Origin of the sequence: Ewingella sp. AOP8-B2-18 (assembly GCF_052376015.1) — a bacterium.
GTDB classification, from domain to species: Bacteria; Pseudomonadota; Gammaproteobacteria; order Enterobacterales; family Enterobacteriaceae; genus Ewingella; species Ewingella allii.
This window is the reverse complement of sequence record NZ_JBQSVB010000005.1, coordinates 84,137-108,125: the sequence shown is the minus strand read 5'-3', so window position 1 is coordinate 108,125 and position 23,989 is coordinate 84,137. Positions and strand designations below refer to the sequence as shown.

At 52.0% G+C, this 23,989-nt stretch carries 22 protein-coding genes; 11 read left to right on the top strand and 11 right to left on the bottom strand.

The window, feature by feature from the left end; all coding sequences use genetic code 11:
- Window positions 1–143 precede the first annotated feature (143 nt).
- Entirely contained in the window at window positions 144–1,175 is a 1,032-nt protein-coding gene (gene idnD, locus ACT3RR_RS12115) for an L-idonate 5-dehydrogenase (protein ID WP_486031879.1), read from the top strand.
- 70 nt (window positions 1,176–1,245) lie between these two features.
- On the opposite strand, the gene ACT3RR_RS12110 is transcribed toward idnD, so the two are convergent.
- Window positions 1,246–1,470 carry a hypothetical protein gene (locus ACT3RR_RS12110; protein ID WP_185688973.1) on the bottom strand — a complete coding sequence of 75 codons (225 nt, stop codon included), beginning with the start codon at window positions 1,468–1,470 and terminating at the stop codon, window positions 1,246–1,248.
- Between the two features lie 282 nt (window positions 1,471–1,752).
- Here ACT3RR_RS12110 and ACT3RR_RS12105 point away from each other — a divergent pair, with 282 nt between their 5' ends.
- Entirely contained in the window at window positions 1,753–2,307 is a 555-nt protein-coding gene (locus ACT3RR_RS12105) for a cysteine hydrolase family protein (protein WP_353503727.1), read from the top strand.
- 42 nt (window positions 2,308–2,349) lie between these two features.
- Complete coding sequence (locus ACT3RR_RS12100; RefSeq protein ID WP_353503728.1) at window positions 2,350–3,270, top strand: GlxA family transcriptional regulator; 921 nt, start codon at window positions 2,350–2,352, stop codon at window positions 3,268–3,270.
- On the opposite strand, the gene ACT3RR_RS12095 is transcribed toward ACT3RR_RS12100, so the two are convergent.
- A complete protein-coding gene (locus tag ACT3RR_RS12095; RefSeq protein ID WP_496200396.1) occupies window positions 3,267–4,262 on the bottom strand; it encodes an acyltransferase in 996 nt (331 codons plus the stop codon). The two genes, ACT3RR_RS12100 and ACT3RR_RS12095, sit on opposite strands and share 4 nt — an antisense overlap.
- Window positions 4,263–4,507: 245 nt before the next feature.
- Between ACT3RR_RS12095 and ACT3RR_RS12090 the strand changes: the two genes are divergently transcribed.
- The gene (locus ACT3RR_RS12090) at window positions 4,508–5,746 is read left to right on the top strand and encodes an MFS transporter (protein ID WP_496200395.1); all 1,239 of its coding nucleotides are present in this window, start codon (window positions 4,508–4,510) and stop codon (window positions 5,744–5,746) included.
- Window positions 5,747–5,784: 38 nt separating this feature from the next.
- Here ACT3RR_RS12090 and exaC read toward each other — a convergent pair whose 3' ends face one another.
- On the bottom strand, window positions 5,785–7,323 hold the full coding sequence (gene exaC, locus ACT3RR_RS12085) for an acetaldehyde dehydrogenase ExaC (protein ID WP_353503731.1): 1,539 nt from the start codon (window positions 7,321–7,323) through the stop codon (window positions 5,785–5,787).
- 178 nt (window positions 7,324–7,501) lie between these two features.
- Complete coding sequence (locus tag ACT3RR_RS12080; RefSeq protein ID WP_496200484.1) at window positions 7,502–8,107, bottom strand: glutathione S-transferase; 606 nt, start codon at window positions 8,105–8,107, stop codon at window positions 7,502–7,504.
- Between the two features lie 225 nt (window positions 8,108–8,332).
- Between ACT3RR_RS12080 and fdhD the strand changes: the two genes are divergently transcribed.
- From fdhD to yiiM, 4 genes are all read left to right on the top strand, one after another.
- A complete protein-coding gene (gene fdhD / locus ACT3RR_RS12075) occupies window positions 8,333–9,178 on the top strand; it encodes a formate dehydrogenase accessory sulfurtransferase FdhD (protein ID WP_496200394.1) in 846 nt (281 codons plus the stop codon).
- A 226-nt stretch (window positions 9,179–9,404) separates the two neighbouring features.
- A complete protein-coding gene (gene sodA / locus ACT3RR_RS12070) occupies window positions 9,405–10,028 on the top strand; it encodes a superoxide dismutase [Mn] (protein ID WP_034794232.1) in 624 nt (207 codons plus the stop codon).
- A 225-nt stretch (window positions 10,029–10,253) separates the two neighbouring features.
- Window positions 10,254–12,194, top strand: coding sequence for a methyl-accepting chemotaxis protein (locus tag ACT3RR_RS12065; protein ID WP_353503733.1), 1,941 nt, complete (start codon window positions 10,254–10,256; stop codon window positions 12,192–12,194).
- A gap of 116 nt (window positions 12,195–12,310) precedes the next feature.
- Entirely contained in the window at window positions 12,311–12,991 is a 681-nt protein-coding gene (gene yiiM, locus ACT3RR_RS12060; RefSeq protein WP_441655961.1) for a 6-hydroxyaminopurine reductase, read from the top strand.
- A gap of 122 nt (window positions 12,992–13,113) precedes the next feature.
- On the opposite strand, the gene ACT3RR_RS12055 is transcribed toward yiiM, so the two are convergent.
- Both ACT3RR_RS12055 and ACT3RR_RS12050 read right to left on the bottom strand, forming a co-directional pair.
- Window positions 13,114–13,839, bottom strand: a complete 726-nt coding sequence (locus ACT3RR_RS12055) for a winged helix-turn-helix domain-containing protein (protein WP_353503735.1) — start codon at window positions 13,837–13,839, stop codon at window positions 13,114–13,116.
- Window positions 13,840–14,077: 238 nt separating this feature from the next.
- Window positions 14,078–14,395, bottom strand: coding sequence for a phage holin, lambda family (locus ACT3RR_RS12050; RefSeq protein WP_353503736.1), 318 nt, complete (start codon window positions 14,393–14,395; stop codon window positions 14,078–14,080).
- 346 nt (window positions 14,396–14,741) lie between these two features.
- On the opposite strand from ACT3RR_RS12050, the gene ACT3RR_RS12045 reads away from it, so the two are divergent.
- Window positions 14,742–15,335: a lytic polysaccharide monooxygenase gene (locus tag ACT3RR_RS12045; protein ID WP_353503737.1), complete on the top strand. Its 594-nt coding sequence runs from the start codon at window positions 14,742–14,744 to the stop codon at window positions 15,333–15,335.
- 135 nt (window positions 15,336–15,470) lie between these two features.
- Here the strand turns inward: ACT3RR_RS12045 and ACT3RR_RS12040 are convergent, their stop codons facing one another.
- The gene (locus ACT3RR_RS12040) at window positions 15,471–17,114 is read right to left on the bottom strand and encodes a BBE domain-containing protein (RefSeq protein ID WP_496200393.1); all 1,644 of its coding nucleotides are present in this window, start codon (window positions 17,112–17,114) and stop codon (window positions 15,471–15,473) included.
- A gap of 404 nt (window positions 17,115–17,518) precedes the next feature.
- On the opposite strand from ACT3RR_RS12040, the gene ACT3RR_RS12035 reads away from it, so the two are divergent.
- On the top strand, window positions 17,519–19,357 hold the full coding sequence (locus ACT3RR_RS12035; RefSeq protein ID WP_496200392.1) for a fibronectin type III domain-containing protein: 1,839 nt from the start codon (window positions 17,519–17,521) through the stop codon (window positions 19,355–19,357).
- 69 nt (window positions 19,358–19,426) lie between these two features.
- Here ACT3RR_RS12035 and ACT3RR_RS12030 read toward each other — a convergent pair whose 3' ends face one another.
- Window positions 19,427–19,789, bottom strand: coding sequence for a YibL family ribosome-associated protein (locus ACT3RR_RS12030; protein WP_034794235.1), 363 nt, complete (start codon window positions 19,787–19,789; stop codon window positions 19,427–19,429).
- Window positions 19,790–19,854: 65 nt separating this feature from the next.
- Complete coding sequence (locus ACT3RR_RS12025; protein WP_496200483.1) at window positions 19,855–21,366, bottom strand: aminotransferase-like domain-containing protein; 1,512 nt, start codon at window positions 21,364–21,366, stop codon at window positions 19,855–19,857.
- Between the two features lie 150 nt (window positions 21,367–21,516).
- Here ACT3RR_RS12025 and ACT3RR_RS12020 point away from each other — a divergent pair, with 150 nt between their 5' ends.
- Window positions 21,517–22,125 (top strand): LysE family translocator, encoded by a 609-nt coding sequence (locus ACT3RR_RS12020; RefSeq protein WP_353503740.1) that lies wholly within the window; start codon window positions 21,517–21,519, stop codon window positions 22,123–22,125.
- Between the two features lie 24 nt (window positions 22,126–22,149).
- Here the strand turns inward: ACT3RR_RS12020 and ACT3RR_RS12015 are convergent, their stop codons facing one another.
- Both ACT3RR_RS12015 and ACT3RR_RS12010 read right to left on the bottom strand, forming a co-directional pair.
- Window positions 22,150–22,698 carry an MltR family transcriptional regulator gene (locus ACT3RR_RS12015; protein WP_034794420.1) on the bottom strand — a complete coding sequence of 183 codons (549 nt, stop codon included), beginning with the start codon at window positions 22,696–22,698 and terminating at the stop codon, window positions 22,150–22,152.
- A gap of 139 nt (window positions 22,699–22,837) precedes the next feature.
- Window positions 22,838–23,986 carry a mannitol-1-phosphate 5-dehydrogenase gene (locus ACT3RR_RS12010; protein ID WP_396131767.1) on the bottom strand — a complete coding sequence of 383 codons (1,149 nt, stop codon included), beginning with the start codon at window positions 23,984–23,986 and terminating at the stop codon, window positions 22,838–22,840.
- Window positions 23,987–23,989: the final 3 nt, after the last annotated feature.

The following is a 23,989-nucleotide window of genomic DNA, read 5'->3' as shown; positions in this document are numbered from 1 at the left end:
GCCTTCAAGTTCTGGGTAACAGGATTTAGTAACACGCCTTAAGGTGATGGCGATCACATTTCCAACTGAGCAAACCCTCTTTACTGGCAGCATTCCTGCTGTAAAACGCAGCGGCAAAGCACCTAATAAAGAGCAAAACTATGATGAAGATTGACACCCAATCCTGCGTGGTCACCGGCAAAAAAGATGTCTCTGTGGTCGAGCAGCAGATCGATTATCAGGGCCAGGGCACGCTGGTAAAAGTCACTCGCGGCGGCATCTGTGGTTCTGACCTGCATTACTACGAGCATGGTCAGGTTGGTGATTTCAAAGTGCGCGAAGCCATGGTTTTGGGCCATGAAGTGGTTGGCGTGGTGGAAAAATCAGACACCGATCGTCTTAAACCCGGCCAAAAAGTGGCGTTGAACCCCAGCAAGCCCTGTAAAGCCTGTAAATACTGCCTTTCTGGTGATGAAAACCAGTGTACTACCATGAAATTCTTCGGCAGCGCGATGTATTTCCCGCACATCAACGGGGCTTTCACCCAATTTAAAATTGTCGACAGCGAGCAGTGTATCGCCTTCGATAATCAGGTTAGCGATCGCCTGATGGTGTTCGCCGAGCCGCTGGCCGTGGCTATCCACGCCGTTAATCAGGCTGGTGATATCAAGGGTAAAACAGTGTTTGTCTCAGGCGTTGGGCCAATTGGCAGCCTGATTGTCGCTGCCGCCAAAGCCAAAGGCGCGAAGGAGATTGTTTGCGCCGATCTGAGTGAACGCTGCCTGAGCCTGGCACAAGAAATGGGTGCCAATATTGCACTTGATGCCGCAAAAGGCGACTTCGCGCCCTATCAGGCGGAAAAAGGCTATTTTGACGTCTCTTTCGATGCCTCAGGCCATCCGTCGTCTATCCGCCGCTGTCTGGAATTAACCCGCGCGCGAGGCACGCTGGTGCAGGTGGGTATGGGTGGCGCGGTGAGCGACTTCCCATTGATGATGCTGATTGCTAAGGAAATTAACTGGGTCGGCAGCTTCCGCTTTACTGAGGAGTTCAATACGGCGGTCGAGTGGCTGGCAAATAAAACGGTTGACCCGATGCCGCTGCTGTCTGCGGAGTTCCCACAAGGAGATCTGGTGGAAGCGCTGGAATTCGCGATGGATAAATCCAAAGCCTCTAAGGTGCAGCTGGTGTTCTAATGGATGTTCCGGCGAGTTAGGCTTTTAATCGTCAAAAAAGGGGAGAGCCAAAACTCTCCCCCTCTGTCTATTATTTACGCTTGAAGAAGCCGCAGAACATGTCAGCTACAGATTTGAATGTTGATTCAACAATATTACCCACTTCAACGCCGAAAGTATTAGAACCCGTTGGCTTGGTGGTGCCGTTAATCAGAGAGCCGATTTGATCTAAACCGTTATCCAGCAGAGCGCCCACATCACTTAACAGACCGGCGCCAGACACTTCGTTCAACTCATGCTTTTCTAATGTACGCATTTTTACATCTCCATTTAGATTGATATTGGTAAATCGCAGAACAACCTTGTTCTGCCGAATCACTTTAATACTCAAGTCAGGGGGAAAACCAATAAACTCTATTTAAACAATGCATTACAGGATTAATCGCGAGACATAATTAGAATTGTCCTTAACTAAAACCCGCCGAATTATCCTCATCGCAGTTCGTCCCTTTCCGCCAGCATGATGTCCGTTTTTGGCATGTCCTTCCCATCTTTTCAGGCGCACACTGGTTTCACACCCATGAGATGGAGTCCTAAAATGACCCGCAGCGCTTTATTAAATATCGACGTTCAACGCTCCTTCGAGCACCGCCCTTTCTGGCAAGAAGAGGATTTACCCGCATTCCAACAGGCGTTGAACCGACTGATCGACGGCTGCCAAACGCGCGGCGTGCCGGTTATTGATGTCTTCCACGTCAATCCTGAAGGCGTGTTCTCGCTGGAGTCCGGGCTGGTTACGCCGATGCCCTTCCTGCGACATACGCCAACCAAAGTCTTCCACAAGCACGTGCACAACGCGTTGCTGGAGTCCGGTCTACACGAATGGCTGCAAGAACAGGGTATTACTCACCTGATTATTGCCGGAGCGCGCACCGAGCAGTGCTGCGAAACCACCACCCGCGTGGCGTCTGACATCGGTTATGCCGTGACTTATGTCACTGAGGCGACGCTGACCTTCCCGATGACCCACGCCAGCGGGGAAACCTTCTCCACGGATGCCATTAAACGTCGCACCGAGCTGGTTCTGGCGGACCGATTTGCCACCATCACCGACGTCGACGGCGCGCTGGCGGAGCTTGACCAAGCTGTGTGAAGATGGGATTTCGCAGCCGTGAGTTAGCCAAGAGGTTTCACCATGCAAGACGTTTACTTTGTCACGCTCCCGGGCGTGATGGCGCTGGATTTAGTCGGCCCCGGCGAGGCTTTGCGCCTGACCGGGCAGTTTCGTCTGCATTACATCAGCCCGCTCACCGAAGCAGAAACCTCCACCGGGCTGAAAGTGGGCAGCCTGCAGCCCTTACCGACCTCCTTCGCCAGTGGAAGTATCATTGTTATTCCGGGCGTTGAGCATTCGGCGGAAAACTTCGCCACGCCCGCCGCAGTGCAAGTGCGCGACTGGCTCAAACAGCAAAAAGCGGCGATTGAACAGGGAGAGGTGACGCTGGTGTGTATCTGCTCCGGCAGCCTGTTGGCGGGTCAAGCGGGATTGCTCGACGGCTACCAGTGCACCACTCACCACGACGTGATCGCGCGTCTAAAGCAACAAGTGCCCAGCGCGCAGGTGAAAGACAATCGCATTTTTGTCGAAGACCGTTTTGTGCTGACCAGCGCGGGCATCACGGCGGGGATAGATCTGACGCTGCACATCATTTCCAGCCGGCTAGGCGCGCAGGCCGCGCTGGACGTGGCCCGCGAGATGGTGGTCTATTTTCGCCGCGCCGGGGATGACCCGCAGCTTTCGCCGTGGCTGAGATATCGCAATCACATTCACCCCGCCGTGCATCGCGCGCAAAACCTGATGTCAGCCACGCCAGAAGCGCCGTGGCAGCTGGAGGAGATTGCCGCGAAGGCCCATGTCAGCGGGCGGCATCTGACGCGCCTGTTCCGCCAGCACCTGGGGATCAGCGTGCGCGACTACCATGAGCAGTTGCGTATCGCCGTCGCCCAACAGCGGCTGCAACAGGGTTTTGGGGTTGAAAAAGCCGCCCTCGCCGCCGGATTTACCTCCGGCAGGCAGTTACGGCGGGCACAGGAGAGATGGCCGAGTGGGCACTAACTGACCCATTTTCGGCGGTCGATTTTCGCCAGCAGCACTGCCAACCCAAGGCTTCCCAGCAGGCCGCACAGGAACAGGAAGGCGATATTGACCAACGGCCACTGCGGAAAGCCAATGTGCGCACCGCGCAGGCCGATGATGATCAGCGCGTGAAAGCCGTAGATCGCCAGTGAATGGCGCGAGATGATTCCTAGCCCGGGCAGCACTCGCGAATCCAGCGCGTTCTTGCCGATAACGAAAAGCGAAATCGCCGAGATAAACACCAGCGGGCCGGTGTAAACATAGTAAGTGTCGGCGAAGTTTTGGTTGATCAGCGACTGGTAGTAAGTCCCCCAAGCTACGCCCAAAGTGCTGAGGATAAACAGCCCGCAGGCCACGGGCGTGACGCCGGTTTTCTGCGTATTCATCATGCCCATCGCCCGCCCCATCAGCGCATAGAGCACGTAATAGAAGGTGTTGCCGCCGATATACAGGTTGAGTGGCAAAATCGCCACTCGGTCAATGCGCAGCGCCGGAAGCTGTGGGTTAGCCAGCACGCCAAGCAGCAGCCCGGCCACCAGCAAATATTTACCCGACACCTGTTTGACGTTAATCAGTGGGGAGAGCAGGTAAATCACCACAATGGCGTAGAAGAACCAGAGGTGGTAAAACACCGGCTTTTGCAGAATAAGACGTAAAGAAGGCCAAAAACCAACATTTGTAAAACTTAAGATGTAAATCAGCGACACCGCGCTATAGAACAACAGGCATAAACCGATACGCAGGAAATGGCGTTTCTCCGCACTTTTTTCGCCGAAAAACAGATAGCCCGAAATCATGAAAAACAGCGGCACGCAGACGCGCGAGGTGGAATTGAGCAGATTAGCGAGGGTCCAATCAAGAGTATGGATGGCGGCGAAATTCACTACCTGCGCCGTGCTGGCGTGGATCATCACCACCATCATGCAGGCCACCGCTCGCAAATTGTCTATCCAGCTGATTTTCTGATTCATTAAACTCTTTATTCCTACAAAGACCTTCACTTTCTACCTTTATTAGCAGGTTAATGAGCTTTAACTGGGCTAACAAGCTAAAAGTGACATTCTCAGAAAGTGCTAAACACAAAAAGAGGATTGCGCTTAGTTCAAAAAATCGGCAAAATAGCCGCCATTACTGCCCCGCCTGCGTTACCCGCCCGGACAGTCCCTATTTTCTTGCTAGTTTCCCATGATCTAGCCTTACGTCGTGAAATAACAACATGCATAACTCTCCAAATACCGCGTCCCTTTTGGATCGGCGGGCGCTTCTGTTCCCGCTTTGTCTGGTGCTTTTTGAATTCGCCACTTATATCGGCAACGATATGATCCAACCCGGCATGCTGGCCGTGGTGGCGAATTTTAACGCTGGCGAAGAGTGGGTTCCAACCTCGATGACCGCCTATTTAGCTGGCGGCATGTTCCTGCAATGGCTGCTCGGGCCGCTGTCGGATCGCCGTGGGCGTCGGCCGGTGATGCTGGCCGGGGTCGGTTTCTTCATCGTAACCTGTCTGGCGATTTTGTTCGCCCAAAGCATCGAGCAATTTATGGTGATGCGCTTTTTGCAGGGGATTAGCCTGTGCTTTATCGGCGCAGTGGGGTATGCAGCGATTCAGGAATCTTTCGAAGAGTCGGTGTGCATCAAAATCACCGCCATGATGGCTAACGTCGCGCTGATAGCGCCGCTACTCGGGCCGCTGGCCGGAGCCGCGCTGGTGCAGTTCGCGCCTTGGGAAACCATGTTCGTGCTGTTCGCCCTGCTGGCCGCCATTGCCTTCTGGGGCCTGTGGAAATCAATGCCGGAAACCGCATCGCGCCTGGGCGAAAGCTTCTCCATGAAGAGCCTGTGGAAAGACTATAAAGAGGTGCTGAAAAACCGTCAGTTCCTGTGCGGCGCGCTCGCCATTGGCTTTGCCAGCCTGCCGCTGCTGGCGTGGATTGCCCAATCTCCGGTGATTCTGATCAGCGGCGAAGGCCTGCCACCGTTCGAATACGGCCTGTTGCAGGTGCCGATTTTCGGCGCGCTCATCATCGGCAATATCATGCTGGCGAAGCTGACCGGCAAACGCAGCGTCGAGCAGTTAATCAAGCTGGGTGCCGGACCCATGGTAGTCGGACTGATTATTGCCGCGGCGGCCACCCTGCTGTCGGGCCACGCCTACTTCTGGATGACAGCAGGGCTGAGCCTCTACGCTTTCGGCATTGGGGTGGCTAACGCCGGCTTATATCGCCTAACGCTGTTTTCCAGCACCATGAGTAAAGGCACGGTATCCGCCGCGATGGGGATGATCAGCATGGCAGTGTTTACGCTGGGTATTGAGCTGGCGAAAGTGGCTTACGTCGAGGGGGGAAGTGGCTTATTCAACCTTTTCAACCTGATAAGCGGCCTGTGCTGGTTAGCCCTAGTAGCCGTGTTTATCCGCCGCCGTCAGGTGTTTGTCGCACCGAATAGCGTGGTGTAGCAGAAAAAGGTCCGCAATAGCGGACCTTCTTTTTATGCTTAAAACAGACCCATCGGCTTATCGGAATAGCTGACCAGCAGGCACTTGGTCTGCTGATAGTGGTCCAACATCATCTTGTGGGTTTCGCGTCCGATGCCCGACTGTTTATAGCCGCCGAAGGCCGCGTGGGCCGGATAGGCATGGTAACAATTAGTCCAAACGCGCCCCGCCTGCAAGTTCCGCCCCATGTGGTAGGCCACGCTGCCGTCGCGGCTCCACACCCCAGCTCCCAGCCCGTAAGCCGTATCGTTGGCAATCTCCAGGGCCTCGTCCATGTCTTTAAAGGTTGTGACGGCCAGCACTGGCCCAAAGATCTCCTCCTGGAACACGCGCATGTTGTTTTTACCCAGCAAGATGGTCGGTTGCAGGTAATAACCCTCATTGAGCGAGCCTTCCAGTTTCTTGCGTGCACCGCCGGTCAGCACCTGAGCGCCCTCTTTCTTGCCGATTTCGATATAGTCCAGAATGGTTTTCATCTGGCCCGCCGACACCTGCGCGCCCATCTGGGTATCCGCGTCCAGCGGGTTGCCGGTGCGAATAGCCTCCACGCGCTTGATCGCCCTTTCCATAAAGCGTTCGTAAATTGACTCTTGCACCAAGGCGCGGCTCGGGCAGGTACAGACCTCGCCCTGGTTGAAGGCAAACAAGGTGAAGCCCTCCAGCGCCTTGTCGAAGAAGCTGTCTTCTTTGTCCATTACGTCCGCAAAAAAGATGTTCGGCGACTTGCCGCCCAGCTCCAGCGTGGCGGGGATCAGGTTTTGCGCGGCGTATCCGGCAATCTGCTGGCCCACTTCGGTGGAGCCGGTAAAGGCCACTTTGGCGATGCGTTTAGACGTCGCCAGATATTCGCCAATCTCGCCCCCCGCGCCGTTAACCACGTTGATGACTCCAGCGGGCAGAATGTCTTTCAGCAGATCCATCAGCAGCAGCACGGAAAGCGGGGTCAGCTTGGCAGGTTTCATCACAATGCAGTTACCCGCCGCCAGCGCCGGTGCCATCTTCCAGCAGGCCATCAGCAGGGGGAAGTTCCACGGAATGATCTGTGCCACCACGCCCAGCGGCTCGTGGAAATGGTAAGCCACGGTTTCGCTGTCGATTTCACTGATGCCGCCTTCCTGCGCGCGGACGCAAGAGGCGAAATAGCGGAAATGGTCGATAGCCAGCGGCACGTCGGCACCCGAGGTTTCGCGGATCGGCTTACCGTTATCCCAGGTTTCGGCATTCGCCAGCAGCTCGAGATTTTGCTCCATACGGTCAGCGACTTTGAGCAGCAGATTGGCACGCTCCTGCACTGAGGTCTTGCCCCATGCGGCTTTGGCGGCGTGGGCGGCGTCCAGCGCCAGTTCAATATCATCTTTGCTGGAGCTGGCCACTTCGCACAGCGCCTCGCCGGTAATTGGCGTCAGGTTGGAATAGTATTCGCCCTTCACCGGCGCGACCCACTCGCCGCCGATAAAGTTGTCATAACGTTTTTTCAGTTTCAGCGGGAAACCATACTCTTCGGGTTTTACGGCGTGCGGGGTCTTGTCATAAGCCATGGTGAATCTCCTTTATGCTGCCTTGAACGAGAGTAAAACGCAGAATGCTGTATAAAGCGTAGGCAGTGAGGAAATTAGTGGCGGGATGTAAAGGGAACTCTTCGAGCAGCCTCACAACTTTTCAGCCGGAGGCGCACGAGATGCTCAAAGGGGGATAGATCGGCAAGAAAGAGCTAGATTAAGGCGGCGCGGTGCGGGAAAAGCTTTCGCGCTGGAACAGGCGCTCTACCAGCGAAACCAGCTTCGGGCGCTCGACGCACCAGCCGGGAGCCACGCGGCGATAGTTGATATATCCCAGTGCGCAGGCGACGGCGATATCCGCCACGTTCAGGCTTTCGCCATTCAACAAAGTGCGATTTGCGGCATGCTGCTCTAAGGTATCGAGGCCACGCAGCACCTTGGCGCGCTGTCTTACCACCCACTCTTCATTGCGCTTATCGGCATCGCGCTTGCTCTCTAACACCAGCGCCACGGCGGCGTCGGTCACGCCATCGGCCAGCGCCTCAATCTGTTTAACCCGCAATGCCTCCAGCGGCTGCCAGGGCAGCAGCGTAGGGGAAGCATTCTGCAATTCGATAAACTGCACGATGATCGGCGAATCGTAAAACACCTCGCCTTCGTCAGTGACCAGCGCGGGCACTTTGCCCAGCGGGTTATAGTCGGTGATTTTGCTGCCCGGCTCGCTCGGCGGGTCATTCACAAACTCAAAAGGAATGCCCTTCTCCAGCAGCATGACTGAGATTTTACGCACGTATGGACTGGTGTAGCTGCCGACTAGCTTCATCATATTCTCCCGCGTTAAGACCTATTTTAAAGCTAGCAGCCAAGCCCCGCTTTACCAAACTACGCCGCGCAAAGCGCCATTTTTAAGAATTGCCCTTCACGCGTCCTACACCAAAAATGCCTTTCTGCCGCGTTAGCCTCGGGTTTGCGCAATCAGGCTTTCCCCTCTGAGAAGCGAAGCGTTAAAATATTGTTTAAATTTCGTAGTGTTTAAAAGGTTATTTCGATGGATGTTCTGCGCCAGAACCCTTCTGACGAAAAAGAGGATCAGACCCTGACATCGATTGTCGGGGCAACCCGCAAGCCGGTGATGCAGCGCGGGCATCTGGATGCGCCAGAGGATGACTGGATCGCCGAAGAAGTGCCGGTAGCACTGGTCTACAACGGCATCTCTCACGTGGTGATGATGGCGTCGCCAAAAGATCTCGACGCCTTCGCGCTCGGATTTTCTTTATCAGAAGGCATTATCGAATCCGTCTCTGACATTTACGGTATGGATGTGTCATCCAACTGCAATGGCATCGAAGTTAACATCGAGTTATCAACCCGACGTTTTAGCGGTTTAAAAGAGCGCCGCCGCGCGATGGCCGGACGCACCGGCTGCGGCGTGTGTGGCATTGAGCAGCTTGGCGATCTGTTCCGCCCGCTCAAGCCGCTGCCCTTTACTCAAACCTTTGATTTAGCGCTGTTAGATCAGGCGCTGAGCCAGTTGAAATCGGTGCAAACCATCGGCCAGCTCACCGGCTGCACTCACGCCGGAGCATGGATTAGCCCACAGGGCGAACTGCTCGGCGGCTGTGAAGACGTCGGCCGCCACGTCGCGCTGGATAAAATCCTCGGCGTGCGGGCCAAGAAAGCCGACTGGCAGCAGGGCGCGGCGCTGGTATCGAGCCGCGCCAGCTATGAAATGGTGCAGAAAGCCGCAATGTGCGGCGTCGAAATTCTGTTTGCCGTCTCCGCCGCCACGCAACTGGCGGTGGATGTCGCCGAACGCTGTAACCTGACGCTGGTCGGCTTCAGCAAGCCGGGGCGGGCGACGGTCTATACTCATCCACAGAGGTTGAGAGGCTAAGCGCGTCGGATTGCTCTCAATTCAGCGTTAGATTGTTTATTACCAGCTTATTTGTACTTGCTCTAAGGGCGGCCGAAAGCCCCGCCTGACGGGCCTGAGACAATACCCGCACAAAGTGCGGAGCATAGATAATCATTTTCAATATCATTTAATTAACTATAATGATCCTACTGATTACGCGGTGCTCACAATGACGGTGCCGCCCTACACTATGGAGACGATGAACATGAGTTATTCACTGCCATCACTGCCTTACGCATACGACGCACTCGAACCGCATTTCGACAAACAGACGATGGAAATCCATCACACTAAACACCACCAGACCTACGTTAACAACGCTAACGCTGCGCTGGAAAGCTTGCCAGAACTGGCAAAACTGTCTGTTGAAGAACTGATTGCCAACCTGGACAAAGTGCCAGCTGACAAGAAAGTTGCTCTGCGCAACAACGCAGGTGGCCACGCTAACCACAGCCTGTTCTGGAAAGGCCTGAAAACCGGTACCACCCTGCAGGGCGACCTGAAAGCGGCAATCGAACGTGACTTCGGCAGCGTTGACGCTTTCAAAGAAACCTTCGAGAAAGCAGCAACTACTCGTTTCGGCTCAGGCTGGGCGTGGCTGGTGCTGAAAACCGACGGCAAACTGGCGGTAGTTTCTACTGCTAACCAAGACAGCCCGCTGATGGGTGAAGCAATCTCTGGCGCATCTGGCTACCCTCTGCTGGGCCTGGACGTTTGGGAACACGCTTACTACCTGAAATACCAGAACAAACGCCCTGACTACATCAAAGCATTCTGGGACGTTGTGAACTGGGACGAAGCGGCAAAACGTCTGGCTGAAGCGAAGTAATTTCGCGCCCCTAGGGGTTCAGCAACGCACATTAGGCGGGGGCTTCCCCGCCTTTTTTACGCCCATTTTTCGCCCCCTTGTTGCAGCCTTTTCTCTCAATTTTCAGACCTTGCTCGCACTTCTTAAATATCCTGCCTCACCCCCCTAAAGTTTGGCTTAAGTCATTCCGATAGACCCTTCACAAAGGCATCTCTTTTTAAGCATGGACGTTGGGGGAAAATACTGATGGGAATGGGTTTAGTACAGCGCATCGATAATCTAAAAGTCGGCACCAAACTCGGGCTGGGCCTGGGGTTTATTTTGCTGATTGCCGTGGTGATATCCGCCGTGGGGATGATGAAGTTCAAAAGCATCGACCAGCGGGCCGATAAGGTTGATTTCAGCAATCAAATTAATACCTTATTGCACGACGCACGTCTTAATCGCACCTTATACCAATTCAATTACGACCCCGTTTATCTGGAGAAAAACCAGCAACTTATCGGCCAAGTTGAGCAGTTACTACAAGAGTCCAAAGGCAAGATGAGCTGGGAGCCGAAGAATCAAGCCAATTTAGATCAGGTGCCAGTAAAAATTAGTGAATACAAACAGGCGCAGGCGGCTTTCAAACACGCGGTGGATGAAAAAGACGCGGTGCGCAAGAGCTGGAACTTGTCGGACACTGAGGACATCCTCAAACGCTTGCAAGAACAGCTGCGGGTAGAAGATGTAGATCCATCGATTCGCATGTCGCTTTCTGAAGTGATTCAGAAGCTGATCAGCATCCGCTATTACGTTCGCGGCCTGCTGCTCAGCCCAACTCAGGCGTCAGAAGTGCCATTATTGCAGGCGATTGACGATACCAAGGCCAATGCCACCAAGCTCAACGCCCTGCTGTTGCCAAACCAGCAAGAGACGCTGGCCCCGCTGATGAACGCGCTGGCGAGCTATAAATCACACGTCGTGGCTTACCTGCCTGCCGTCGAGCGCGAGAAGGCGGCCTCGCAAATCTTGGCGGTAAAAGCCAATGATATGAACGCATTAGTGGCGGATATCTTCAAAAACGAGCTGGAGAGCACCCACGCCGACATCAACAAAGCGCTGATGCTGATGGGTATTATTACGCTGGCGGTGCTGGTTATCGGCACCCTGTTCTCGTGGCACATCACCCGCCAGTTAACCCATCCGCTGCGCGCCACGCTGGCCACCGCCGAGCTGATTGCCAAGGGGGATCTCACGGCGGCGCAGCCTACCGCCCGCCGCGACGAGCTGGGCATGTTAATGAACGCCGTGGCCGGAATGAGCCAGAACCTGCGCAATATGATTTATGAAATTCGCACGGGGGTCGGTCAGGTGTCCCACGCGGCGGCGGAAATTGCCGCGGGGAATACTGATTTATCCTCGCGCACCGAGCAGCAGGCGGCGGCAGTGGAAGAGACCGCCGCCAGCATGGAGCAGCTCAGTTCAACAGTGAAACAAAACGCCGAGAACGCCCACCATGCCAGCAAACTGGCCTCTGACGCCTCGCAAACCGCCACCCTCGGCGGCAAGCAGGTCGGCGACGTGGTGCTCACCATGCAGCAGATCTCCAGCAGCTCCAAGCGCATCGCCGAGATAACCTCCGTTATCAACGGTATCGCCTTCCAGACCAACATTCTGGCGCTGAACGCGGCGGTGGAAGCTGCCCGCGCCGGTGAGCAAGGACGCGGCTTCTCGGTGGTGGCTTCTGAAGTTCGCACGCTGGCCCAGCGCAGCGCGCAGGCCGCCAAAGAGATTGAAGGGCTGATTGCCGAGTCGGTCGAGCGAGTGAATACCGGGGCCAAGCTGGTCGAAAGCACCGGGCGCACCATGCAGGATATCGTGCAGTCGGTGACCAACGTGCGCGACATTATGGGCGAGATTGCCTCCGCGTCTGACGAGCAGAGCCGGGGCATCACGCAGATTTCCCAGGCCATTGTCGAGATGGACAGCACCACCCAGCAGAACGCCGCGCTGGTTGAGCAGTCTGCCGCCGCCGCCGACTCTCTCGAAGAGCAGTCGCGCCTGCTGACCGAAGCCGTGTCGGTGTTCCGCCTGTCGGACAGTGACAGCAAGAGTGCGTCAGTCACTCCGCGCGCGCCGCAGTTGCAGTCTCCGCTGCTGCCGCGCCCGGCGGGTGTCAGTCAGGATAATTGGGAAACTTTCTAAGCCTGTCGCCCTCCCCGTGAAATGCGCCCCATCGGGCGCATTTTTTTCGCCTGTTTAGCCGAGCAATTGCGGGGTATGCTGAAGCACCAGGGGCAACGACATGACAGGAGGTTTTTATGCATTACCCGGACGTGTATATCGGCGCGGTCAAACCCTATGACAATGACCGACCGAGCGCCATCGGCAAACGGCAGGTAGACGGTATTTTACAGCTCAAAGCGCTAGGATTAGAAGGTGACGAGCAGGCCGAAAGCAGCTACCACGGCGGGCCAGATCGCGCCTTATGCCACTTCCCCCGCGAGCACTATGCGTGGCTGCGCCAGCACTTTCCCGAGCAGGAAGAGCGTTTCCATCCGCCCGCCTTTGGGGAAAATTTATCCACCCTCGGCCTGACCGAAGCTAACGTCTTTATCGGCGATATTTTCCGTTGGGGCGACGCGCTGATTCAGGTCACTCAGCCGCGATCCCCCTGCTACAAGCTCAATACCTTTTTGCACTGCCCGCAGATGTCGCAGGTGCTACAAGACACCGGCAAATGCGGCTGGCTCTACCGCGTGATCGCCACTGGCAGCGTGAGCGGAGATAAACCCTTTGAATTGATGACCCGCAACAGCGACGTGTCGGTGGCTGAGGCGATTTCCATCGCTTTCAACATGCCTTTCGACGAAGAGCAGTATCGCCGATTAATGAACGCAGCGGGGCTGTCCGCCAGCTGGAATAAAACCATGCAGATGCGGCTGATTAATCGCAAGATTGAGGATTTTGGCAGAAGGTTGTTTGGTTCGGCGGGTAAATAACGTCATGTTAAATAGCTGAAAAAGACATAATGTTAACCCATATCAATATCGTGGTATCTGGTGGGGCAACTTAACTTCCCCACCAGAGGACGTGTCGAATCAGGTGAATATAATAATTACTGCTATAAAATTTTCTGGTTTTCAAAATCGCTATTACAAATAAAAACGTCTGCATCTGTTGTAGATTCAATATCGCTTGGCTTACAGGTCTGTAAATATTTCTTAGTATTGATCTTGTGATCTTTATGCATTGACTCGAGTCGCGATATTCTCTCTTTACTCCCAATCAGATATACATCATGCTCCTGAAGACCAATATATAATATGATCGACAGGGAAAAAAGAATTACTGCGAGCATTGTGCTTTTTAATACTGGTGGTGGTACCCGGCTAGAAATCATTGTTATTGCATTTTTACTCTCAAGCCCTGTAACGGGAGGTTCTGTATATTGTTGTACAAGGCAATTATTATGCATCTCAATCGCCTCTCCGGCAGAAAGGAGCTTCTCTGATAAAATACTTATCTCATAGTTGGGATTTATCTTATAACCTAACCGTGGGGAGGTAAGTATTATATCCTCCAGCCCTAACTGTTTTAACTCCTTACGTAAAGAATATATAGTTTGTAGAAGACAATTATCGTTGGAATAAAAACCAAACTTTTCCCATACGTCAAAATGAAGTTGTTTTTTAGTCGTAACCTCATTATCCTTTGATTCTAACAATACGAGAAGACAACGCCCTTTCACCCCAGCAAGGCATCGACAAGTATTGTTGGTAATACTGGTAACTGTAAAATCATCCGCATCAAAACAGATGATATTATTTATAATAAACTTGCTATTCATTATATAGTTCCATGTTATTTATCCACCTGCATTTTAGTGACAACAACTAGCATGTCACTAGCTTTTTATGATTATTCATATGAAGATGTAAGAAAGTAGATTAATGAGTGAGTTATATTCCATAATAATTATATTATGTTTCTATATGTAAAAAAAATAAGTTTTCATAATGTCAGTTAATGTTAAAAGATCACGCTTAGTGCTACATGGTTGTGAGGTATGTTACTGTATTTCGTTTTTATTTCACATTAATCAATCGACCAATAATAATTCTTAAAATATGACCGATATAATCAACTCCCAAAAAACCAATTATTACACTTACGATATCGGCCCACTCCAAACCCCATCCCATTATCATAATAATGTCTCTGGCTCCCCATGCGAAAAGCCCGCACATCGCAGCATCTAAAAAACATCTACGCAATCTCATATTACGATAAATATCGTGCAGAACTGCCATCGAAACAGATAACAGGGCATCAATCATTGATTGCCGACTTTCTGAAGAAAAACCTGTAAACAAGCCGCGAACTAGACCTATATACTTATGCATCACTGACTCCGTCAATTATAACTCGGACTCTATGGGGACATATTACCCCTTCAATATAAGCATGCACCTCTTATTTTATTAAAAAAATAAATATTGTATAAAATAACATTCAAGCCAACAAACCTCACGCAGTTAAATAAAACATGGGAACAATTAATAATTATTTATATAGAATGCTTTTTTATCATTTTTAATTTTAAAAAATGAATTTACATTAAAAATCGTCGTTACTATTCATGCAACATCATTTATCAATTAGCTATTCTCACACCCACTTTTCACACAGAGAAATAAGGATAAGATATTTTCAACGAGGAATACCCCTCGTATAAAAAAGGAAATACCAATGAAAACTACATTCAACGAAAAAAACATTCTGTCTGTGGCTATCGGCGCCGCACTTTTATTGTCAGCAGGTGCTGCCAGTGCTCACGGTTATATTAGTTCCCCAGCAAGCCGATCATTTTTATGTAGTCAGGGAGGCAACGTAGACTGCGGTTCAATCCAGTATGAACCCCAGAGCCTTGAAGGGCCAAAAGGTTTCCCGCAAGGAGGGCCGGCTGATGGACACATTGCCAGCGCTGGTAAAGATCAATACCATGAGTTAGATGCTCAAACACCCACACGCTGGAAACAAGTAGATCAAAAAACGGGAGACATGAACTTTGTCTGGACCCTTACCAAGGAACATGCAACTGAAAGCTGGGATTACTATCTTACTAAACCAGACTGGAATCAAAATAAACCACTCACTCGCGCAGATTTCGATTTAACACCTTTCTGCCACTATGATGGTAAAGGCCAAGTCCCCACTACGCCTGTTGTGCAAAAATGTACTATTCCCGCTGACCGGAAAGGCTATAACGTTATTCTGGGTGTCTGGAGTATTTCTGATACCAGCAATGCTTTTTATCAGGTTGAAGACGTAAACCTGAAATAATATTCCCTCTCAGGGAAAATTATTTAGTTAATTTTAAAAACAAACCACGTCTCGGGGCGTGGTTTTACATGGGTAATAAAAAAGCCCTGACTCCCTTAAGGAAGCCAGGGCTTTACTTTATTTTATTTTATTTTATTACGGTTTAATTAATGGAATAGAAAGTTCATTACGGAAAATATTGTGAGGATCAACATTATTCTTTGTGGCGATAAGCTGAGTAGATTTATCTCCGTAGTAGAGTCTTAACCAATTTTTATCTACTGTATAGTGAGACTCATCTGTATATTTCATGTCAATATCAGGATAGTTGATATAGCACCCCTCATAGTTATCTCCAAGCATTGGCTTACCGCCAAATTCTGCGAAGTAAGCGGCATAAAAACCCTGCATCCAGCCGATAAACATCTCATCATCATTATAATCTTTCCAATATATCTGGAACTGTGCTTTTAGTAATGAGCTACGCTGGAAAACAGAAGTTGGGTTGTTGATTTCATCATTAACATTGACACAGCCACCATAAGAATCAAACTGCACCAGCATTTGATTCATTTCGGGACGGCCTGTAATGTTCAGATAATTCCACAGCGTATCCAATTCCCTCTGGCCAAACTGAGCCTTCTGATAACAGGACTTATACTTCCCGCGTTGGTTATCACCTGAGCCATTAATAGTTTGTGTAAGATATAGCCAGTCCATCAGACGCGCATCTTTAACAGGATGGCCTTTTGAAGCGCTCATTTCTGCGTCACCGCGCAAAGCACCGTGTAAACGTATTTCATGGCGAACCTGTGGAGTAAAACCCGCAGCGGCGTTCATTGTATTCACAAAATCAACAAAGGGCTGATCTTGAATTCCACCGACGGTGCCATTGATTCCTGTATACTGCACCATCAAATTAATATCACCGGTTGAACGATGCTGAACTTTCAGTAACGCAAACAACCCTCCATTAGCTTTCGCCAGATCCGCGCTATTCCAGTCGGCATCATTATCAGCGAACCACTGCCAGTAAGCGCGCATGAAATTATCGAACTGATCCTGACTAATGAAGTCAGACCAGGGATAGGAAAGTGTCAGCAAATAGGCCTTCTGAGGGGCCTCCGGCAAATCTGCAAAATAGTAATTCAGCACAATGCCAAAATTACCACCGCCCCCCCCACGACAGGCGATAAATAAATCACGATCGTTACCCTCGCTAGACAAGTTGACATGTTTTGCCACCATACCGTTCCCGCAGGTATTAGGGATAAGAATATCAACCCCGGAAAGCCAATCGACAGTCAGGCCATGCATACGGGAAAGCAGACCATAACCGCCTCCGGTTATATGACCACCTGCCCCGACAGAATAACAAGACCCACCAGGAATGGTGCGATTTGCGCCTTTATACAAATTGACATAGCCGTCCCAGTTCTGATTTCCACTCGACAATGAGAATTTGTAGGTTGCAGATTGATCATAAGGAGAAACGACATCACCTTCCTCACGATAAATCATACCGGTCATCAGGCTAATATCAATAATGGCTAAAGGCTGTTCTCCCTCTCCGGATAATTTATTCGCTACAAAACCTTCGTAACAATGTCCCCCACTGCGCACGGTGATTCGGTTTCCTTTTAACAGTGCATCGTTGGCGGCATCTATAACATCCTGTGTCGAGTGGCAAACATAAATATAATCAGCTCCATTACCACTGGTTGGCCATCGTAAATTAAACCCCTTCTGCAAAGTGCTATAACGCGTATCTTGTTTATCTACCAAAATAAAATCAGACATAATATCTCCCTTTGATATGACTATATAGGTTATGAGTTTAATTCCTCTGCCAATTTACAAGGGCAATAAGCAGCGGAGATTAAAGACTAACAGTTAGCCTAATAGTGACAACACGTGAAGATAAAGGCTGATAAGGTCTAATAGAACAAGAGAAAACCTGTTGCGGGCTAACCGTATAAATTTAAAGAATGATAGCGCTAATGATCTAAAACACAAAGATCACACATAATAAAATCAATCTCATGCAATCAAAATGATTATGAGATCTGATGATTCTTCATATTTAATTATTATGTTTATACCCCAGTGACAATTACTAAGAAACCCTGATTACCTTATCACAGAATTACGGATTACGTTGATTACGTCTTAATAAGAGACAACCACATAAATGGAGATTCGAAATGTCTGAACAAATTAACGTAACCTTTAAATCTCGCTGGAATGGTGCAAGTGCATGGTCCGGTACTCTTGAATTTGATATGACTAATAATACAGGTGCAACGATAGTTAATCCTGAAATAAAAATTCAACTTGGCCAACACTTTACTGCATCAGCGAATACCGGTTTCGATTTCATCCAGACTGGCGATATGCTTATCGGCCATCTGGTGTCGCATCTGCAAAATATCGCCAATGGTGAAACCTTATCCTTCTCCATAAATGCAAGTTTCCCCAACGGCGGCAATATGAACGTATTGCCAGTGGCTTATTGGGTTAATGGGAAAGATGCCATTAACGGTAATGCCAACCCAGATACCACTGCGCCAACGGCTCCTGATGGCCTTAAATCGCTCAGCGTAACCAGCAATAGCGCCTCTTTGAGCTGGAATGCTTCTACCGATAATATCGGCGTTGATCACTACGTCGTGTCTTATCAGGCCGCAGGTTCAACGGCAAAAACTCATGTGGCAACAGGTACAACCGCTGTACTGCGCAATCTTGCCTCAGCAACGACTTACACTGTTTCAGTTGTTGCGGTAGATGCAGCAGGTAATACCTCCACACCTTCTGCTGCCATTCAGGTCACCACCGAACAAGTTATTATCGACACCACAGCACCAAGTGTACCGACGGCCCTGAGCGTCAATAATGTGACTGATTCTTCAGTATCCCTGAGCTGGAATGCCTCTACGGACGACGTTGCAGTCACCGGCTATAAAGTGAAATACACCCCCGAAGGCGGCGTTAGCCAGACTATCGACGTAACAACAATAGCTTGCAACCTGAACGATTTATCTGCCGATACGCAATACAGTTTCTGCGTAGCTGCCTTTGATGCTAGCAAGAACATCTCGGCCTATAGCGAGGCGATCTCAGCGAAAACATTGCATCCTGTGGCGACCTCAATCAGCTTCGCACCTTATGTTGATGTCACCATCAATGCTAACTGGACCACCACCCCTCCCGCGATCAACACCAAATATGTCACCGAAGCATTGGCCCTCGGCGTGAAGAAATTCCATTTAGCCTTCTTGGTCGTTGATAACGGGACTAAGCAACTAATGTGGGGTAACTCTTACTTCCCTTACAACGCGATTAAGCCAATCAGTGACATCATTAATCGAGCTGGCGGTGAAGCTATCGTGGCCTTTGGTGGCGCAAGCGGCGTTGACCCTTCAGTTTGTAAAACTCAGGCAGAGCTGACCAAAATCTATCTAGATCTTAAAAAAGATTTCAATGTTAAACATATTGATTTCGATTTTGAAACCCCTAGTCAATATAACTACAAGGTGGCTTTCCCTGCCGCACTTGATGCCCAGAAACAAGAGCCATCACTGTGGTTTAGCCTGACACTACCGGTTGCGACCACTGGCCTGACAAGCGAAGGTCTAGCGATGATCAACTACGCCAAAGAAATTGGCTTAACGTTGAGCATACAGATTATGGCGATGGACTACGGTCCAGCGAATCTGGATATGGGCGATGCGGCAGTGAGTGCGATTGAAGGAACCAAGGCCAATCTGGCACAGATTTATCCGGCAAAATCAGAAGCCGATCTGTACAAGATGATTGGGGTGATCCCAATGATTGGTCAGAACGATGCAGCAGGCGAGATGTTCAGCTTCCAGGACGCAACGCAGACCGCGCAATACTCCAAACAGAAAGGGCTAAATCTGGTATCTATCTGGTCGCTGGTACGTGACTTCCCAGGGATGGGCGATCTGGCAACCTGTACTCAAAATCCTCAGCAAACTAAGGATTACGAGTACACCACAACCTTCCTGGATGCTTTGAAATAAGGTAATAAACCTAAAGTTTAGGTGTGCAACCGCACCCCGGATCTCACAAGATTCGGGGTGCAACGTTGATCAAAAGGCTTTTTTGGCGTAACCGGTCACCACTTTCAGGCCCATTTCGCGGCCCAGCGCGGTCATCGGGTGAACCACCACGATGCCACGCACGGTTTTCTTCAGCGTGCCCATGTCGGCCTGCTCTTTCTTAGTGATTTCGCGGCTAAATGGCAGCGTTTCCAGCTTTTGCGCTTCTTTGCTCAGCTTCTTAACGCGCACGTCTTTCAGGCGAGCGATTTCGGCCGCCAGCTTCTCTTTCTCTTCTTCATGCTTGGCAATCAGCTCAGCGTTACCCTGTTGGATAACGGTCGCATCTTTGTGGTTCAACGCGTCCAGCATGTCACTGAGGCGTTTGATTTCGGCTTTTTCGACTTCTTTCATAGTATTTTCGACCCGTAGGTGCCGCAGCGGGCACGATGTTGCTAAAGACAATAGCCGCTAGTGTATCAGGAAGTGCGGGTTTCATCAGCCCGCGCATCATCGGTAGTTTCCGCCAGCCCCGGCGGCAAGCCGCTCATCTCACAGGCTCGCTGCCCCAGGCGCGCCAGCGCGGCGGTGTAACGCACGTCAAAAGGATAACAGCAGGAGAGCCGCAGGCCATTGCTGTAGCGCCCGCTCGGCGAGTACAGCGTGCCCGGCGTCAGGCAGATTTTCTCTTCAATCAGCTGCTTAAAGAGTGCCACGGTATCCACGCCCGCCGGGAAATCTACCCAAAACACAAAACCGCCCATCGGCCGAGTGGAGCGAGTTCCCTGCGGGAAATATTGCGCAATCAGCGCTCGCGCTTCGTCGACCTGCGCCTCATAGCGGCGGCGTAAACTGCGCAGATGGTGGTCGTAACCCCCTGACTCGAGGAACACCGCCAGCGTTTGCGACAGCAAAGAGGACTCGGTCATCGACGACACCGCCTTCAGCTTGCGAAGTTTGTCGGCGAAGCGCCCGCCCGCAATCCAGCCAATGCGAAAATCGGGGGCCAGCGTCTTGGTGAAGCTGGTGCAAAACAGCACCCAGCCGTACTTGTCGAAGGATTTCACCGCCGGAGAGAGCGCGTCGCTAAACTGAATTTCGGCATACAGTCCGTCTTCTATCAGCGGCACGCGATGATCGTTCATCAGGCGCGCCAGCCGTTTTTTCGCCGCCAGCGGCATAGTGAAGCCCATAGGGTTTTGCGCGGTTGGCATGGCGATCACCGCGTTTAGCCGCTTCTCATTGAGCATCAATTCAAGGGCGTCGAGAGACAGGCCGGTCTGCGGATCGGTAGGGATTTCCACCGCTTTCAGCCCAAGGCTCGCCAGCAGCGGCAGCAAATAGAAGTAGGTCGGCGTCTCCAGCCCGACGCTGTCGCCCGGCTGGGTGATGACGCGCAGCGCCAGTTGCAGCGCTTCCATACAGCCGTGGGTCAGAGTGATGTCGGCGGCTTCCAGCATCATGCCCAGAGCCAGCGAGCGCCGGGCGATTTGCTGGCGCAGCGGCAGATTCCCCGGCGGCAGCGCGTACTGGCCAATCAAGTGTGGCTGGCGGCGCAGCAGCGAGGACATGATGCGCCCCAGCTTGGCGCCGGGGTAGAAGTCGTTGGCCTGCGGGCAAGCCAGCGAGAGATTGGTGTAGGCCGGGTTGATTTGCGCGGCAAACACGGTATCGATCAGGTCCAGCACGTTGTCGGCTGGCTCCGACGCTGGCCCGTGGGGCAAGTGCCGCACCTCCAGGGCCGGGAGCGCCGTGCGCACGTAGAATCCCGACTGCGGCCGCGCTTCAATCAGCCCGCGATCTTCCAACCGGCGATAGGCCGCCACCACGGTATTAATGCTGACCGAATAGGTCTGGGCCGAGCGCCGCACCGAAGGCAAACGGCTGCCAGCGGGCAAGGTGCCGCGCCGAATCGCCTCAGCCAGATTATCGGCCAACAGGTTGTAGCGCGTGTCGCCCGCGCTGTTTGCATCGATCAAAGGGGTTAGCATCTCGGCCATGGTGTCAGTTCCGCAAAATTGAATGAGTACAGTTTATTTTTAGTACAACTGTAACCATGACAATAGCTTATTTTTGGTTCTGTTACCTAACTGACTGACTGTTTACTCTGGCGGTACAGATTTTTTTCCGAGGAACGCCCTATGCTGGACACCGCTTTTGTCAGTTACGTCACCGTCATGTCGATAACGCCCGGCCCGAATAACATTTTACTCGCCGCCTCTGGCGTGAATTTCGGCCTGCGCCGCACCGTGCCGATGATGCTCGGCATCACCCTTGGCTGCGTGATCCAGTGCGCACTCACCACCTCTCTTTTGGCGATTTTACTCAGCTGGATGCAGGTGATCCGCCTGCCGATGGCGGTGTTGGGCTGCGCCTATCTGTTCTGGCTGTCGTGGAAAATTTATCGCTCCGGCACGCCCGGAGAAGGTGCGGAGCAAGCACCGATGAAGATGATCCACGGCGCGCTGTTTCAGGCGGTGAACCCCAAAGCCTGGCTGATGGCGACCAACGTGGCGATCCTCTTCACTCCGCGCGAAGGGGCATTGTTAAGCCATACCTTGATGATTTGTATCGGTTTCGCGCTGATCAACCTGCCGTGCATTCTGGTTTGGGTGGTGATGGGCGACCGTCTGCGCCAGGCCCTGCGGGTGACGTGGAAGCTGAAACTGTTCAACAGCATCATGGCCGGGCTGATGGCGATCACCGCCGTCTGGCTGATGTTTGACGAGTTACGCCATGCTTTTAACTAGCGCGTTTTCTAAGTAACAAAGGGATTAACGCTGAACGGGAGAGAGCCGCGACGGCTGCTGATTGCTGATATGAGCAATCAGCCCGGTAATGGAAAGCACCATGGTGGAACGGACAATTTGCTGATAGCGCTGCTGCTGCATGGCGATCAGGGATTCGTCGGCTTCACCGGGTTTGAGGAAGGTTGGCGCAGGGGGAAGTGCGGCTACGCAGTGCAGTTCGCCAAAGGGGCCAAGGATTTCATCGTCGGTAAAACGATAGTCTTCACCGTCATAATTTAACTCTTCGCGCAGCGCCATTAGCAGCTCGGCGTCTTCATATTCATGGCGGCTGATCACGCCCAGCGCATAAATCAATTTGAGCCTGACGGACAGATCGCCCAGCGGGCCGTTGCCGGTCAATAAAGGCTCGACGGCATATTTCACCGCGTAATCGTCTTTGCGGAATACCTGAATCACCAGAATATCCAGCGCTTCAGCCAGTAATTCTACGGCAGTCATCAAGAAGCTGCGCACAGATTTGCCTGCGTTCAGTTTTTCCAGTACCCGGTTTTCAAACGCCTGTGCTTTTTCCATCGAGTTACTTACGTTAAGAATCGCGTCATGAATTACGGCTTCTGATGTGTCCATAGTCATCCGTGAGTCCCAGTGGTGCTTAAAGCTACAACGGCGCGAACCGCTGTAGCTCCATCACTTGGGCATTAATTTTTGAAAATTAGTGCTTTTTCTCGTAGATGCTCACGGCTTGCGCGACAACTTCGCCGTCTTCTGGCAGGCCTGAAACCTGGGCCAGCGCCGCTTTTGGACCGACTTTTTCCAGCAACTCTGCCCACTCTTTGGCTTGCTGATCTTCATCGCTGCGGTAGTGCATTGCGGCGGCGATACCGATCACCAAATTGTTGTGTGGCAGATTATATTCCAGTGTACCCAGCAGTGGCTTGATTAAACGATCGCCCGCGCTCAGTTTACGCAATGGCTGGCGGCCAACGCGCTCAACGTCGTCATGCAGATATGGATTTTCGAAGCGGGTAATGATTTTTTCGATGTAAGCGAAGTGCTTTTCCGGGTCAAAACCGTAGCGGTTGATCAGCACCTGACCACTCTCTTCCATCGCACCGCGCACGACCAGACGGATTTTCTCGTCCAGAATCGCATCACGGATCGTCGCGTGGCCTGCCTGCTGGCCGAGATACGCGGTGATCGCGTGACCGGTGTTCAGGGTAAACAGCTTGCGCTCGACGAACGCCATCAGGTTATCCGTTGGCTCCATACCGGCGATAGTCGGCAACGGGCCTTTGAACTGGGTCTGATCGACAATCCACTCGCTGAAGGTTTCAACCGTCACTTCCAGCGGATCCGTGGTGCCCGCCGCAGCCGGAGGCACGATACGGTCAACGGCTGAGTCGACGAAGCCGACGTGCGCTTCGACCCAGGCTTTCTCATCTTCCGGCAGCGCGTTGAACACGTGCTGTTTGAACTGGCTGGTGCCGCGCACCATGTTTTCACAAGCGATGATATTCAGCGGAGACTCATTGCCCTGCTGGTGACGTAGAACCAGGCCTTTCGCCACGTTCGGCGCGATTTTTTCCAACACGGTTGGGCCAACGGCGGTGGTCACTAGGTCGACTTTAGCGATCAGGTCGATAGCTTCCTGACCTGCGCTGTTGACCGCGTTAACGTTTTTCACTGGCTCGACACTGGCCTTCTCGCCAACCACGTGCACGTCGTAACCATGACGGCTGTTTAAGGCTTCCAGCAGCACAGGGCTGACGTCAGCGAAGGTTAATTCAACTTGCGCATCGGCCAACAGTTTACCGATAAATCCACGGCCAATATTGCCCGCGCCAAAATGTAGTGCTTTCATAAC